The following is a 13,929-nucleotide window of genomic DNA, read 5'->3' on the forward strand; positions in this document are numbered from 1 at the left end:
AGGAGCAGCCTCCGTCCCGCTACCGTCACGATCCTTTTGCGACCTCTACGTAGCGCTGGCGCAGATCGTAGAGGGCCTGGCTGAGCAGCCGCTCCTCGTCACCCGTGAGGTTGCCGTGGGTCTTCTCCTCCAGGAGGCCGAGAAGATCGATGTCCTGCCGTGCGAGCGCCAGATCCCGGCCCTCGTCGGGGCTCGGCGCGTCCCCGAGGTGCACGTAGGCCGAGCCGATGATCGACAGGACGAACGTCGAGAAATCCAGCTTGGGAAGGCCCCCGCCGTCCGCGCCCTCACCCGCACCGGGCTTCTTCGCGTCGCTCATTCGAGCCCGTCGTCCGTCGAGGTGAGAGTCTCGCCGCGCGTGACGCCCCCTCCCGCGGACAGCGCCGGCTGCTCGAAGGGAAGCGACTCTAGCTGCCCCTCCAGGTCCGGGAGCCCTGCGGTGTGAGCGTCGATGTCCTCGGCCGCGATCGTCCCGGCCGCCAGGAGACGCTCCCGCACTCGCACATCCAGCTCAAGGTCGGTCAGCTTGCGTCCCGAAGTAGTCATTCCCGGTGATCTCCTTGCACAACTGCACCCCTGAGGTCAGCGGGACCCTGGTGCAACCCATTCCGCGGGCTCAGCACGTCACAGCGCCTGCCCTGCGGCTCCCACTCCCTACGACGAGTCGCCACGGAATGCCACCGGGGACGCGCGAAACGGGCGGCCCCCCCGATCCAGGCTTCCTCAGTGCTCGTGGCCGCAGCCGCACGCCTCGTCGCCGTGATGCTCGTGGTGCTCCAGCCGGTCCTGGGCCTCGGAGATCTCCTCCTCGCTCGCCGCACGCACCGACTGCACCTCGACCTGGAACCGCACGGTCTGCCCGGCGAGCGGGTGGTTCGTATCCATCCGGAAACCCTCGGGGAGGATCTCCACCACCCGCATCGCAACCTCGTCCCCATCGGGGCTCTGGGCGATGAACTCGTCCCCGACCTGCACCTTCTCGGGGTCGGGGAAGTCGGTGCGACCCACGTCGAACACGCCCTCTTCATCGTGGGGCCCGAAGGCCTCCTCGGGGCCGACCGAGATCTCGCGCTTGTCACCCGCGACCATCCCGACGAGCGCCTTCTCCAGCCCCGGCACGATCTCCTCGTAGCCGTGAACGTAGACCAGCGGCTCCGCCACGGTGGCCTGCTCCACAGTGTCACCACGTTCGTCGAGAAGCAGGTAAGCCAGAGTGACAACCGTATCTTGGCCAATGGCGAGGGTACTCATGACGCCCGACCCTCTGCCACGACCGCACCACGGGTTCAAGCAGAGCGCAGCCGCGGGTCCGTCATGGTATGAGCGCCGCAGCATGGCGGATGCGTCTGCTCGGGCCTCGGGGAAGCAAGAGCTGGAACGGGAACTCAGCAAAGCCGGCAAGACGCGCTGGTGGCGCCGGCTTGTCATCCTCGGCGTCCTCGGCGCCCTGATCGCCGCCGGCGTCGTTTGGCGCGAGCGGACGAAGCCCCCGCCTCCTCCGCGCTACCTCACGGCCGAGCCCACCAACGGAGACGTGCTGGAGACGGTCCAGTCCACCGGCCAGATCAAGCCCGTCACCGAGGTGCAGGTGGGCGCCCAGGTCTCCGGCCGCATCACCAAGGTCTTCGTCGACTTCAACAGCGTGGTGAAGGCCGGCGACGTGCTCGCCGAGATCGACCCCACCCTCTTCGGCGCGCAGATCGACTCCAACCGCGCCCAGCTCGGCGTCGCCAAGGCCAGCGTGGTCCGCTCCGAGGCCTCCCTCACCACCGCCAGGCAGCGCCTCGACCGCGCCAAGAGGCTCGTCGCCGAAGGCGTCGGGACCCAGGCCGACCTCGACGGCGCGCAGGGCGCCTACGACGTCGCCATGGCCGACCTCGCGGCCTCGAAGGCGCAGGTCTCCCAGATCGACGCCGTGCTCCGCTCCTCGCGCACGAACCTCGACTTCACCCGGATCTACTCGCCCATCCAGGGCATCGTCATCGATCGCGCCATCGATCCCGGGCAGACCGTCGCCGCCAGCTTCCAGGCCCCCGTCCTCTTCGTGATCGCCCAGGACCTGCGCAAGATGCGGGTCTTCGCCGACATCGACGAGGCCGACGTGGGCCGCGTCTCCGAGGGGATGAGCGCCGACGTCAGCGTGGACGCCTTCCCCGGCGAGACCTTCAAGGGCACCGTGAGCCAGGTCCGGTTCAGCCCCCTCACCCAGGCCGGCGTCGTCACCTACGCAGCCATCATCGAGGTCGACAACCCCGACGTGAAGCTGCGCCCCGGCATGACGGCCACCGTCTCCGTGCGCTCGGCAGAGGTGAAGGGCGCGAGGCGCCTCCCGAACGCCGCGCTCCGCTTCAAGCCATCCCCGGAGAAGGACAGCGCCGGCAAGGAGATCAAGGCGCCGCCCCTCGAACCCCTGCCCCCGCGCAAGGGGCGGATCTGGGTGATCACGGACGCCACCGCCGGAGCCGAGAAGATCGAGCCGCGCGTCGTGGACACCGGCATCACGGACGGCGTGAACACGGTCGTCCTCACCGACCTGGGCGACGCCAAGGTGGTGGTCGACGAGACCGACGACCCGAACGCCGGCGCACGGCGTGGGCCCCGCATCTTCTGAGGCAGCCCATGACGCCGGAACGCGACGAGCCCCTCATCGAGCTCGAACACATCGGCAAGGACTACGTCACGGAGGACGTCACCGTCCGCGCGCTGCGGAGCGTGGACATCACCATCGCCCACGGAGAGTTCGTCGCCATCGTCGGGCAGAGCGGCTCGGGCAAGAGCACCATGATGAACATCATCGGCTGCCTCGACCGCCCCACGCGCGGCACCTACCGGCTCGACGGCATCGACGTCACCCACCGCCCCAACGACGCCCGCGCCATCGTGCGCAACCGCCTCATCGGCTTCGTCTTCCAGGGCTTCAACCTCCTCCCCCGCACCACCGCCCTCGAAAACGTCGAGCTCCCGCTCGTCTACCGCGGCATCTCCGCGGCAGAGCGTCGCCAGCGCGCCCTCGCCTCCCTCGAAGCCGTGGGCCTCGGCCAGCGGCTCCACCACACCCCCAACCAGCTCTCGGGCGGCCAGCAGCAGCGCGTCGCCATCGCCCGCGCCCTCGTCACCTCCCCTCCCCTCCTCCTCGCCGACGAGCCCACCGGCAACCTCGACACCCGTACCAGCCTCGAAGTCCTCGGCCTGCTCCAGCACCTCAACCGGCAAAACGGGATCACCATCGTCCTCGTCACCCACGAGCCCGACATCGCCGCCTGCGCCCGGCGGGTGATCACCATGCGCGACGGCGCCGTCCGCAGGGACGCCCGCAACGAGCAGCCCCTCGACGCCGCCTCCGCGCTCGCCGAGCTGCCGCCCCCCGACGAGGGCGACACCGCGTGAGGGCACTCCTCGCCGCCTTCCGCATCGCGCTCCGCGCCATCGTCCGCGCGAAGCTGCGCGCCTCCCTGACCATCCTCGGCATCCTCATCGGCGTCGCCGCAGTGGTCGTGGTGGTCGCGCTCGGCCTCGGCGTCCGGCAGCGCGTGCTCGGCGAGGTCTCCGCGATGGGCACCAACATCATCTACATCTGGCCCCAGTCGTCGCAGGCCTCCGGCGCCCGCAAGAGCGAGGAGGCCGCGATGACCGAGGACGACGGGCGCGCCATCCTCGAGGAAGCCCTCAGCGTCAGCGACGTCACCCCCTTCAGCTCGGTGTCCATGCAGGTGGTCGCCAGCGAGCGCAACGTCGCCACCAGCGTGATGGGCACCACCCGCTCCTACTGGAAGGTGCGCTCCTTCTCCTTCGCCCGGGGCGAGAGCTGGTCCGAGTCCGACGAGCAGCTCAAGGCCAAGGTCTGCGTCATCGGCGAGACCGTGCGCGAGGCCCTCTTCGGCTCCAACGACGCCCTCGGTCAGTACATCCGCATCGGCAAGCACCCCTTCCGGGTCGTCGGCGTCCTCGTGCGCAAGGGCCAGTCCTCCTTCGGCGAAGACCAGGACGATCGCCTCCTCATGCCCATCGGCAGCTTCCGCGCCCGGGTGATGCCCACCACCCCCGGCCGCGTGGACCAGCTCATGGCCTCCGCCACCTCCGAGCGCACCGTCGACCGCGCGGTGCGGCAAATCGAGGAGATCATGCGGCAGCGCCACCACATCGAGGAAGGCGGCGAGGACGACTTCCGGATCGGCACCCAGGCCGAGATCCGCAAATCCCAGGAGCAGATCTTCGACACGCTCACCGTCCTCCTCTCGTCCATCGCCGGCGTGTCGCTGCTCGTCGGAGGAATCGGGGTGATGAACGTGATGCTCGTCAGCGTCACCGAGCGCACCCGCGAGATCGGGATCCGCATGGCCATCGGCGCCGAGGAGCTCGACATCCTCGTGCAGTTCCTCGTGGAAGCCGTGACCCTGTCCCTCATCGGCGGCCTCATCGGCCTCGGCGTCGGCACCGGCGTCGTCGCCGTCCTCGCCAGCGCGCTGGGCTGGTCGATGTCCCTCCCCATGAGCGCCATCGCCGCGGCCCTGGGCACGAGCACCGCCATCGGCGTGGTGTTCGGCTTCCTCCCCGCCCGCCGCGCCGCCCGGCTCGATCCAATCACGGCCCTGAGGCGCGAGTGATCACCCTCCTCCGCGCCTTCCTCTCGGCCCTGCCCATGGCCGTGCGCGCGATCCGCCGGAACAAGCTGCGCGCCTCGCTCACCATCGTGGGCATCACCATCGGGATCGCCGCCGTGGTGACCGTGACCTCCCTGGCAACCGGCGCCCGCGAGCGCGTGCAGGGCCAGATCTCCGGCCTCGGTTCGAACGCACTCATCGTCTTCTCCCGCTCGACCCGCGCCTCCGGGGTCCGCAACGCCGCCGAGCGCTCCCGCCTCTCCGAACTCGACGTGCAGGCAATCACCCGCGAGGCCAACAGCGTTCGCTGGGCCGCCCCCTTCCTGCGCTCCAGCGCACAGGTGCTGTTCGAGAACAACAACACCAGCACCTCGCTCATCGGGACACGCACCGACTACTTCTCCATCCGCAACTGGGGCGTCAGCGAGGGCGCGCTGTGGAGCCCGACCTCCGAGACCATCTCCGAACGCGTGGTGGTGATCGGCAAGCTCACCGCCTCCACCCTGTTCGGCCCCCTCGATCCAGTGGGCCGCACCATCCGCATCGGTCGGCACACGTTCCGCGTGCTCGGCGTCCTCCAGGAGAAGGGCCCCTCCCCCTTCGGTCAGAGCCAGGACGAGATCGTGGCGATGCCCGCCAGCACGATGCGCTCGTTCATCCTGGCGACGCGCCCCTCCGAGGTGCACGGGATCATGCTGAGCGCGACCTCGGAAGGCACCACCGACCGCGCCAAGAAGCAGGTCGAGTCCATCCTGCGCCACCGTCACCGCATCCGCGACGGCGAGGAAGACGATTTCCGGGTCCGCAGCCAGGACGAGTTCCGGGCCATGCAGGAGACCATCTACGGGGCCCTGTCGGCACTGCTCATCAGCATCGCCGCCGTGTCCCTGGTCGTCGGGGGGATCGGGGTGATGAACATCATGCTGGTCTCGGTGACGGAGCGGACCCGCGAGATCGGGATCCGCATGGCCATCGGCGCCCGCGAAGCCGACATCCTGCTGCAATTCCTGCTGGAGTCCCTCTTCCTCGCCACCCTCGGCGGGATCACCGGAACCCTGGTGGGCTACGGCGCCATCTTCGCCTTCGCCACCGCACTCGACTGGCCCATGGAGCTGCAGCCCGCGTCACTCGCGATGGCCCTCGGCGTGAGCACCGCCATCGGCCTGATCTTCGGCTTCTTCCCCGCCCGCAGCGCCGCCCAGATGGACCCCGTCCAGGCCCTCGGCCGCGAATGAAGAGCTGACCGGCGACGCTTCGCCGATCAGCTCTTGAACTGCCTCTAGCTGTTCTTCTGCTTCATCAGGTCGGCGAAGGTGCCGAACTTCGCTTCGCGGGCCACGCCAGCGCGGTACTGCTGGTAAGCCTGACGCTCCGTGTCCTCCTTGAGGGCCCGGATCGACAGCTTCGCCTCGCCACGGCGCGGATCGACCTCGATCACCTTGGCGTCGAACTGCATGTCGACAGGGAACTCCTTGCGCAGATCGGTGCCGCGCTGGGTCCCCGTGTGCCCCGCCGGGATGAAGCCACGCGCCGCGCGGCCCGTGACGCCGAGCACCCGCACGATCAGACCCGCCTCGGTCGCCTGCATGACCGCCACCTTGACGGAGCGGCCCTGCTGAACGCGCTGGCGCGGCTCACTGGCATCCCCCTCCGCAAGCGCCGGGTGGAGGCCAATACGACGACCCGCCGGATCGCAGTTGGAGACCGTCACCTCGATCTCGTCGCCGACCTTCACCACCTCACCAGGGTGCTGAATCGGCTTCATCGACAGGTCGGCCGTGTGAATCAGGCCGTCGATGCCCGACTCCAGCTCGATGAAGGCCCCGAACGGCTGCAGCCGCGCGACGCGACCCTTGTGGCGCGAGCCGACCGCGTACTTCTCCTTCGCCGCCTCCCAGGGATCCACCGTGGTCGCCTTGCGGCTCAGCCACAGCTTCCCCTTCTCGTCGATGCGGAGGATCTTGACCTCGATCTCACTGCCCGGCCTGAAGATCTCGGTGAGCTTCGCCCCGCGATCGTGGCTGGCCTCGGTGAGGTGCACCAGGCCCTCGACGTTGCCCGCATCAGGCAAGGCGACGAAGACGCCCCAGGCGACCACCTTGCGGACGATGCCCTTGTGCACCGAGCCAGGCTCGATGCTGCTGAGCGCCGCGACCCGCGCCTTGCGGTTCTCCTCTTCCAGCACGTGCCGGCGCGACACCACGATGTCGCGGCCCTTCTTCGCGTACTGGGTGACCGTGAAATCCAGCCGCTGCCCCACCAGGTAGTTGAGGTCCGCCCCGTGATGGAGATCGACGTGCGACGCAGGCGCGAACGCCCGCAGCCCACCCAGGTCGACCTCGAGACCGCCCTTGACCACCCCGGTCACGAAGCCGGAGACCAGATCCCCGCTCGACGACGCCGCCTCGATGCGGGTGCGGGTCTCGTCCAGGCTCGCCGTGGAACGCGAGAGCACCAACATGCCCCCGCGCATCCCCGTGCTCGCCACCGTGGCGATGAACTGATCGCCTTCCGCCGGCGGCTCGTCGTCCATCAACTCGCGGCGGTCGAAGAGCCCCGTCGCCTTGCCAGCGATGTCGATCCAGACGGCGTGCTCCGTCACCCGGCTGACCCGGCCGAAGACCTCTTCGCCAATGCTGAACGCCGGGCGCTCCCGGAGCTGAGGCGGCTGCCCCTTGCCGGGACGCCGCTTCTGCTTCTCACCACCACCCTGCGCTTCACTGCCCTCGCCGCCGTCACCGCCGTCGCCGTCACCGCCGTCGCCGCTCTCCTGCGACGACTCGCCGTCTTCGGCGTCACCCGCCTGCTGCGCCTCGCCCCCACCGGCCTGCGCTCCTTCACCCGGGCCCTTGCGCCGACGACGCCGCTTCTTCTTGCCAGCAGCATCGGCCTCGCCCGCAGCAGCAGGAGCGCGCTCCCCCGGGCGGCGGTTGCCGATGTCGTCGGGCACCGACGAGCCGCGCACCCGGTTGCCGATGTCGTCTCCCGGCTGGTCGTCAGCCCATTGTTCGGAGTCCCTCGCGCCACCCGCCGCACCCGCCGCACCCGTCGCTTTGGGGGCGTCGGTCGCGGCCTCGGCAGGAGCGGCGCCTTCAGCAGCCTGCGGAGGCGCTGAAGCTTCGACGGATCCGCTGTTCGAGGGAGATGCAGGAGGGCTCTGGTCGACCTGCTCCTGGGATGTCTGAGCCGGCGTGGTGTTGTTCTCGTCGCTGTTCATTCGCGCCTCATGCGACGGGCCCATTCACAAGGCGAACACAGCCGCGCTTGCATCCGTCGCCCCTTCCTTACGGGTGAAAGGGGGCCGAACCATATCCTACCCGACGCGCTAGCGCGAGCCCTTGCTAACGCATGATCGGCAGGCGACGGTTGACCCCGCCACTTCGGTCGATACGCAGGCCACCCGCGCTCGAGAGCCCCAGAGCGCTCACCTGGGACGCGAGCCGCTCAGCCACCTGGTTGAATGCTTTCGCCACGTCGCTCTCGGGCGCCGCCTGGACGATGGGCGTCCCCGCGTCACCCCACTCGCGCACCGCCGGGACGATGGGGATCTGGCCGAGCAGCGGCGCCTCGGCGAACTCCGCGATGCGCTGCCCGCCCCCCGAGCCGAAGATCTCGTGCCGCTTGCTGCAGCCATCGCACACGAAATAGCTCTCGTTCTCCACCACCCCGAGCAGCGGAATGCCCACCTTCTGGGCCATGGAGACCGATTTGTAGACGTCCTGGAGCGCGACCTCCTGGGGCGTGGTCACGATCACCGCGCCCGTGGTGCGCAGCTTCTGCGAGATGGTGAGGGCGATGTCGCCAGTGCCCGGCGGGAGATCGAGGATGAGGTAGTCGAGGTCTCCCCAGTCCACGTCGCGCATGAACTGCATCAGCGCATTCTGCAGCATGGGCCCCCGCCACACGACCGCGGAGCGCGCGTCCTCGATCAGGAACCCGATCGACATGAGCTTCACCCCGAAGCGCTCGAGAGGAAGGAACCTCTGCCCGTCCGCCGAGGTGGGCCGACCCATGACCCCGAACATGGTGGGGACACTGGGGCCGTACATGTCCGCGTCGAGGATGCCGACCTTGGCCCCCGCGCGGCTGAGCGCGAGGGTGAGATTGGACGCCACCGTGCTCTTTCCCACGCCCCCCTTGCCGCTCATTACGAGGACGATGTTCTTCACCCGCGGGCTCGGATCGTCCTCCTGAATGACCCGGGGCGGGACCTGGAGATCCCAGGTGATCTTGATCTCCTTCGCTCCCGCGGCCTCCAGGGCGGCGCGCACGTTCGACGCGAGGGGCTCGCGGAACGGGCTGGTGATCTCGATTTGAATGGAGACCACGTCCTCATTGACCTCCAGCTTTCGGATGCGGTCGGTCTCGGTGAGCGGCCGATCCAGGTCTGGCGCGATTACCTTGTCGAGGGCCGTGACGGCTGCATCTACGGTGATGGCCATGGGGCCATGGCTGTTAGGACCGGGCCCAGACTCAGTCAACCGAGAAACGGACGACCGAGACACGGAGCGCGCCGCCCGGAGGTCACCGCGGCGCACAAAAAGGCAACGCCCGCCCGGATCGAGATCCGGACGGGCGCGCCGTGACCCGAGTGGGTGCTGAGGGGACTACATCCCCACGGCGCCCTGGATCTCCACGACGGCGCTGACGCTCTCCTGGAGGCCGCCAGCCGCGCCGTTGATCGCCGTCGCCACGTTGGGCAGCTCGGCGAGGGCGCAGCCAGCACCGATGCTGGCCTTGAGGTCGGCAGAGGCGGAGAGGTTGTCCACGACACCCTTCACGGCGCCATCGGCGGCCCCGATCAGGTTCGCGCCGGTGTCGACGAGAATCTCGGCCTTGGCGAAGGCCGCGAGCAGGGCGGAGAACTGGCCCTTGAAGTTGCCGACCCAGGCCCGGAAGTCAGCCTGAGCGTCGGCGTTCACGCCAGCCGCGAACTGCCAGCTCACCTCGAGCGAGGGGGGCTTGCACTCGACGCTCGCCTCGGCCTTCGCCTCGACAGACGCCTTGCACTCGGCGGAGACCGAGGGCGGGGTCACCTTGCCGTCGCAGCCGCCCTTGCACTGGACGTTCGCCTGGGCGCTCGCCTCGCAGCGGACCTCCGCGTTGGCCGAGCAGCTCCCGCTCGGGGGCGTGTACTCGCACGAGCCCTCGCACTTGCCCGTGCAGCTCCCGCCAGCAGTGAGCTCGCAGGTGCCCTCACACGTGCCGGAGCAGGTGCCCTTGCAGTTGCCCGCCGAGTCCCGGACGGAGCACTCGCCGTTGCAGGTACCGCGGCAGGTGCCCTCGCACTGCGCCGCGACCTCGAGGTCGCAGTCACCCGTGCACTTGCCCTCGCACTCCAGGTTCGGCGCCTGGCCCTTGCAGGTCAGGGTGCCGTTCGCGGAGCAGTCGGCCTGCGCCGACGCGTCGATGGTGCACGAGCCCTCGCACCTCACCTCGACGCTGCCCGGGTCCACGTTGACGTCACAGGACGCCGCCGCGCTCGCCGTCACCTCGACGGAAGCCTCGCACCGGGGCGGCTCCGCCTTGACGGTCAGGCCACCCGACACGTTGGCGCTGATCTTGGCTTCGAGCGCCGCGCGGATGTCCGCAGCCGGCGCGCCCGCCTCGAGCCCGAGGCTCGCTGCCATCGCGTCGAGCTGGGTCCGGACATTGGCCGTGACGCCGTTCGCCGCGCCGGTGAAATCGACGACCGCGCCGAAGAACGCGTCGATGCTCGCCGTGCCGGAGATGTTCGCCCTGCCTTCCAGGACACCACCGCCGGAGCAGGTCAGGCCGCACTGCTCGGCAATGTTGCCGAGCGGGTTCTCACCATCGCAGCCCGAGAGCATCGCGGGCGCGGTGAGGGCGCCGAACATGAGCGGCAGGGCAGCAAGGCGAAGGGAAGGCATGGTGCCCTTGGGCATCCTGGTCTTTTTACTCATCGTCGAAGCACTCCTTATTGAGGCGAGCGGCTAAGATGCCACTGGTGGTTGGGGCGTTCTCGCCAGTGACGCACTCTGTGAGATCCCGCGGGAAAGACGACGATCAGGTCGAGGGTCGCTGACCTGATCGCTAGCAGCCACTAGCCGGCCGACGTTAGCCCGCCCCAGTTTGGCAGTCCAGACCCGTGCAGCGCTCCGGCACAATTTCAACGTGCGATCGGAGGTGCTCCAAGGTGTCGATGGCGTCGTGAGGACGACTCGGACACACCTGCCCGGGAGCCGGGGATCGGCCGCGGCGTGCGTCGCATCATTCGCAGAAGCCCTCGCGGCACATGGTCCCCGCGGGGCACTCGACCAGCGGATCCGGGACGATGTTGTCGGGGAACGGGATACCCACGTCGCACTCGTACCAGCAGCCGTACTTCTGCACGGTGGAGTCGAACGGGAAGTAGCAACGCCCGTAGCCGCTGTCGGCCGGCGCGTAGCCGTCGTCCTCGTTCAGACACTCGCCGTGCATGAAGCCCCCCGGCGTGAGCGGGCAGTCTGCGTCCGTGGTGCAGGGCAGCGCCGGAATGATGCCGGGCGCGTTCGGATCCGGGCGCTCCCAGGGCAAGCAGGCCTTCTGCTTGTCGAGGCCCGGCACGGGGGTGCACAGGGCACCGGGGCCGCAATCGAGGTCGTCCTGGCAGGGCTGGCAGAAGCTCCCGTCACCCTCGCAGCTCCCGAACCGAGGCTTGCAGGCGCCCGCGTCGCAGGCATAGTCGATCTCGCAGTCCGAGTCGGTATTGCAGGTCTGCGCGCAGCGGTTCGAGCCGCCGATGGAGGTGCAGACCATCCCCGCCGCGGTGGAGCAGTCGAGATCGTTCTCGCACGGATCGCAGGGAGCTCGCTTGAGGCAGGTCTTGCGCAGCGCGCACATCGACCCCTCCACGTAGGTCTCTCCGGCCGTCGCCAGGTCGATGCACGGCTCGTCGGACTCGCCGCAGGCGTTGCTGTTGCCCTTGTCGGTGCCGCAGATCTCCCGGGCGTCGCGGGTCACGCCGCAGGTGAAGCCCCCGGCGCAATCGCCGTCATTGCGGCAGCCGACCATGGTGCAGTAGGCCTCCGCGTCTCCCTCGCCCGCCGAGCGGCAGGAGAGCGGCATGCATTGATCCTCCGCGCAGCAGGGGGTGCCGTCGGGGCACGCGGAGCTGCCGTCGGCGCGCGGCGCACACTGATCGGGGCGACCCCCGCACGCTTCGGGGCCGCACGCCGAGCCATCGGGGCAGACGAAGAGCGACTCACATTGCGACTGCCCGAAGGGGCAGCTCGCGCCGAGGCCGACGCCCTTCGTCTTCGACTGGCACACCAGGATCTCCGCGCTGGTGTCGTCCTCGACCGCCGCCATGCACTCCTGGCTGGCGAGATTGCACTCTCTATGGCCGCTGCAGAGCAGCTTGCACTGATTGGCCACGCACGTGTTCTGGTCCTTGCAGAGGTCAGGCTCGCATTTCCCCTGACAGATCCCGTCGACCAGCACCCCGCCCACGCACTCCTCGGAGGAGCAGGCGGCGAATCCACCGAGGCTCGCGCCGACGAGCGCTGCGAGCGCCGCGACAGCCCGGACGGCGTGAAGTGCGCCACGCACGCCACGCACGCCACGCACGCCACGCGCGCCACGCGCGCCACGCGCACCACGCGCACCACGCCAGCGAGAGTCAGGGGGAGGAGCGGCAGAAATGGGCGGGGACTGCTGCATGCGCGACCTCAGTGCGGCTGCTCGGCCCGCCGCAACGGTAAGAACGATGGGCTTCTCCAGCGCGGACCGCCGCGGAGTGGAGCCCTGATTACAGGCGCTGCTGCTGGCCTGCCTCTTGACTCGCACCAATACGCCCGGAAGAATGAGTCTTCTACACCAAACTGCAGTCGGGAGCCTCATGCGAGAACACAACCTCGTGCTTCGTGCTGGTCCGGTCCTCGTAGGGCTCGCGCTTCTCAGCGGGTGCGGCGGCGAGGAGCTCGCGCCTCCTTTTCCCGAGGGGAGCGGCCAGGATGCGGTGGACGTGTCCTCCTACCCGGAGGGGCCTTACGGCATCAACATCGGCTCCAAGATCGCGAACTACAAGTTCGTCGGCTACTCCAACGCGGCGGTGGTGAACGACGCGCTGCAGGAGATCCATCTCTCTGACTTCTACAACCCCGACGGGAACGCGGTGTACGCGGAGGAGGGGCGGGAAGCGCAGTACGGCGCGGGCGTGGCGAAGCCGAAGGCGCTGCTGATCGTGGTGTCGTCGGTGTGGTGCGGCCCCTGCAATTACGAGGCGGACGAGGTGCTCCCCGTGAAGTACGAGAAGCACAAGCCCGTGGGCGGCGAGTACCTGCTGCAGCTCGCTGACGGGCCCACCCCGGGCGCTCCCGCCGGCCAGGAGGAGCTGTACCGGTGGACGCGCAAGTACGACGTGAACTACCCGTCGGCGATCGATCCTTCCTACAAGCTGGGGGCGCTGTTCAGCGCCGACGCCTTCCCGGCCAACATGATCATCGACACGCGGGACATGTCGATCGTCGAGGTGGTCGCGGGCTCTCCGAACGCAAGCTTCTGGAAGAAGTTCGAAAAGGTCATCGACGGGACGCTATGACGCGCGACGCTCGCCTCGGGGCCTCCACCCGCCGCGCGCTCACCGCGGCCGTCGCAGTCCTCTGCCTCTCCGCCGCATCCTGCGGGGGCGCGGGAGGGAGCGGCGCCGGGCCCGCTGCAGCCAGCTCCGGGGAAGGCGAGGCCCCCGACTTCTCCTTGCCGACGCTGGACGGCAAGACGGCGCGCCTCTCGGACTACCAGGGCCAGGTGGTGCTGCTCGACTTCTGGTCGACGACCTGCGACCCGTGCCTCGCCGCGATGCCGCACCTCGTCGACATGTACAAGAAGAACAAGGAGCGCGGCTTCGTCGTGCTCTCCATCGCGCTCGACGGGCCGGAGTCGCGGTCGCAGGTGAGCAGCGTGGTCCACCAGCGCGGGATGGTCTTCCCCATCCTGCTCGACGAAGAGACGTCCGTCACCGCCCGCTACAACCCGAAGCGTGAGCTGCCTTTCACGGTCCTCGTCGACCGGCGAGGGGCGATCGTGAGGAAGCGGGGAGGATACCAGCCCGGGGACGAGGTGACCCTGGAGGCTGAGGTCGAGAAGGCCCTCGCAGCCGCCCCCTGATCAGAGGCGTAGAGCCATCTGTCCAGTGAGGTCGATGACCTGTCCGGAGAGGTCGGTGACCGGTCCGGTGAGGTCGATGACCTGTCCGGAGAGGTCGAGCCATCTCTCCCGAGAGGTCGATGACCTGTCCCGAGAGGTCGATCGATGACCTGTCCCGAGAGGTCGATGACCTGTCCCGAGAGGTCGATGACCTGTCCCGAGAGGTCGATGACCTGTCCCG

At 69.0% G+C, this 13,929-nt stretch carries 13 protein-coding genes; 6 read left to right on the forward strand and 7 right to left on the reverse strand.

The window, feature by feature from the left end:
- Positions 1–25: 25 nt before the first annotated feature.
- The 3 genes from CAP_RS14960 to CAP_RS14970 form a co-directional block, all read right to left on the reverse strand.
- Complete coding sequence (locus tag CAP_RS14960; RefSeq protein WP_044241130.1) at positions 26–319, reverse strand: DUF1844 domain-containing protein; 294 nt, start codon at positions 317–319, stop codon at positions 26–28.
- Positions 316–546 (reverse strand): hypothetical protein, encoded by a 231-nt coding sequence (locus tag CAP_RS14965; protein WP_044241131.1) that lies wholly within the window; start codon positions 544–546, stop codon positions 316–318. Before CAP_RS14965 ends, CAP_RS14960 begins: the two co-directional genes overlap by 4 nt.
- A 177-nt stretch (positions 547–723) precedes the next feature.
- Complete coding sequence (locus CAP_RS14970) at positions 724–1,251, reverse strand: FKBP-type peptidyl-prolyl cis-trans isomerase (protein ID WP_044241133.1); 528 nt, start codon at positions 1,249–1,251, stop codon at positions 724–726.
- Between the two features lie 82 nt (positions 1,252–1,333).
- On the opposite strand from CAP_RS14970, the gene CAP_RS14975 reads away from it, so the two are divergent.
- The 4 genes from CAP_RS14975 to CAP_RS14990 are packed head-to-tail and all read left to right on the forward strand — an operon-like array spanning position 1,334 to position 5,836.
- Complete coding sequence (locus CAP_RS14975; protein ID WP_081864903.1) at positions 1,334–2,611, forward strand: efflux RND transporter periplasmic adaptor subunit; 1,278 nt, start codon at positions 1,334–1,336, stop codon at positions 2,609–2,611.
- Between the two features lie 8 nt (positions 2,612–2,619).
- A complete protein-coding gene (locus CAP_RS14980; RefSeq protein WP_044241134.1) occupies positions 2,620–3,387 on the forward strand; it encodes an ABC transporter ATP-binding protein in 768 nt (255 codons plus the stop codon).
- Positions 3,384–4,604, forward strand: coding sequence for an ABC transporter permease (locus CAP_RS14985; protein ID WP_044241135.1), 1,221 nt, complete (start codon positions 3,384–3,386; stop codon positions 4,602–4,604). The genes CAP_RS14980 and CAP_RS14985 overlap by 4 nt, the downstream gene beginning before the upstream one ends.
- Positions 4,601–5,836, forward strand: coding sequence for an ABC transporter permease (locus CAP_RS14990; protein ID WP_231511478.1), 1,236 nt, complete (start codon positions 4,601–4,603; stop codon positions 5,834–5,836). Before CAP_RS14985 ends, CAP_RS14990 begins: the two co-directional genes overlap by 4 nt.
- 44 nt (positions 5,837–5,880) lie before the next feature.
- On the opposite strand, the gene CAP_RS14995 is transcribed toward CAP_RS14990, so the two are convergent.
- The 4 genes from CAP_RS14995 to CAP_RS44640 form a co-directional block, all read right to left on the reverse strand.
- On the reverse strand, positions 5,881–7,818 hold the full coding sequence (locus CAP_RS14995) for a S1 RNA-binding domain-containing protein (RefSeq protein WP_044241137.1): 1,938 nt from the start codon (positions 7,816–7,818) through the stop codon (positions 5,881–5,883).
- 124 nt (positions 7,819–7,942) lie between these two features.
- Complete coding sequence (locus CAP_RS15000; protein ID WP_044241138.1) at positions 7,943–9,043, reverse strand: Mrp/NBP35 family ATP-binding protein; 1,101 nt, start codon at positions 9,041–9,043, stop codon at positions 7,943–7,945.
- A gap of 165 nt (positions 9,044–9,208) precedes the next feature.
- Positions 9,209–10,525: a hypothetical protein gene (locus CAP_RS15005; RefSeq protein ID WP_156040818.1), complete on the reverse strand. Its 1,317-nt coding sequence runs from the start codon at positions 10,523–10,525 to the stop codon at positions 9,209–9,211.
- Positions 10,526–10,832: 307 nt separating this feature from the next.
- Positions 10,833–12,152: a hypothetical protein gene (locus tag CAP_RS44640; protein ID WP_156040819.1), complete on the reverse strand. Its 1,320-nt coding sequence runs from the start codon at positions 12,150–12,152 to the stop codon at positions 10,833–10,835.
- 289 nt (positions 12,153–12,441) lie between these two features.
- On the opposite strand from CAP_RS44640, the gene CAP_RS15015 reads away from it, so the two are divergent.
- Both CAP_RS15015 and CAP_RS15020 read left to right on the forward strand, forming a co-directional pair.
- Positions 12,442–13,143: a TlpA family protein disulfide reductase gene (locus tag CAP_RS15015; protein WP_231511479.1), complete on the forward strand. Its 702-nt coding sequence runs from the start codon at positions 12,442–12,444 to the stop codon at positions 13,141–13,143.
- Positions 13,140–13,709, forward strand: a complete 570-nt coding sequence (locus tag CAP_RS15020) for a peroxiredoxin family protein (RefSeq protein WP_044241140.1) — start codon at positions 13,140–13,142, stop codon at positions 13,707–13,709. The genes CAP_RS15015 and CAP_RS15020 overlap by 4 nt, the downstream gene beginning before the upstream one ends.
- Positions 13,710–13,929: the final 220 nt, after the last annotated feature.

This window comes from Chondromyces apiculatus DSM 436, from assembly GCF_000601485.1.
Classification (GTDB): Bacteria; Myxococcota_A; Polyangia; order Polyangiales; family Polyangiaceae; genus Chondromyces; species Chondromyces apiculatus.

Bases quoted from the DNA above. Each gene is read 5' to 3' on its own strand.
- CAP_RS14960 (WP_044241130.1), bottom strand. From the start codon at position 319: ATGAGCGACGCGAAGAAGCCCGGTGCGGGTGAGGGCGCGGACGGCGGG.
- CAP_RS14965 (WP_044241131.1), bottom strand. From the start codon at position 546: ATGACTACTTCGGGACGCAAGCTGACCGACCTTGAGCTGGATGTGCGA.
- CAP_RS14970 (WP_044241133.1), bottom strand. From the start codon at position 1,251: ATGAGTACCCTCGCCATTGGCCAAGATACGGTTGTCACTCTGGCTTAC.
- CAP_RS14975 (WP_081864903.1), top strand. From the start codon at position 1,334: ATGGCGGATGCGTCTGCTCGGGCCTCGGGGAAGCAAGAGCTGGAACGG.
- CAP_RS14980 (WP_044241134.1), top strand. From the start codon at position 2,620: ATGACGCCGGAACGCGACGAGCCCCTCATCGAGCTCGAACACATCGGC.
- CAP_RS14995 (WP_044241137.1), bottom strand. From the start codon at position 7,818: ATGAACAGCGACGAGAACAACACCACGCCGGCTCAGACATCCCAGGAG.
- CAP_RS15000 (WP_044241138.1), bottom strand. From the start codon at position 9,043: ATGGCCATCACCGTAGATGCAGCCGTCACGGCCCTCGACAAGGTAATC.
- CAP_RS15005 (WP_156040818.1), bottom strand. From the start codon at position 10,525: ATGAGTAAAAAGACCAGGATGCCCAAGGGCACCATGCCTTCCCTTCGC.
- CAP_RS15015 (WP_231511479.1), top strand. From the start codon at position 12,442: ATGCGAGAACACAACCTCGTGCTTCGTGCTGGTCCGGTCCTCGTAGGG.
- CAP_RS15020 (WP_044241140.1), top strand. From the start codon at position 13,140: ATGACGCGCGACGCTCGCCTCGGGGCCTCCACCCGCCGCGCGCTCACC.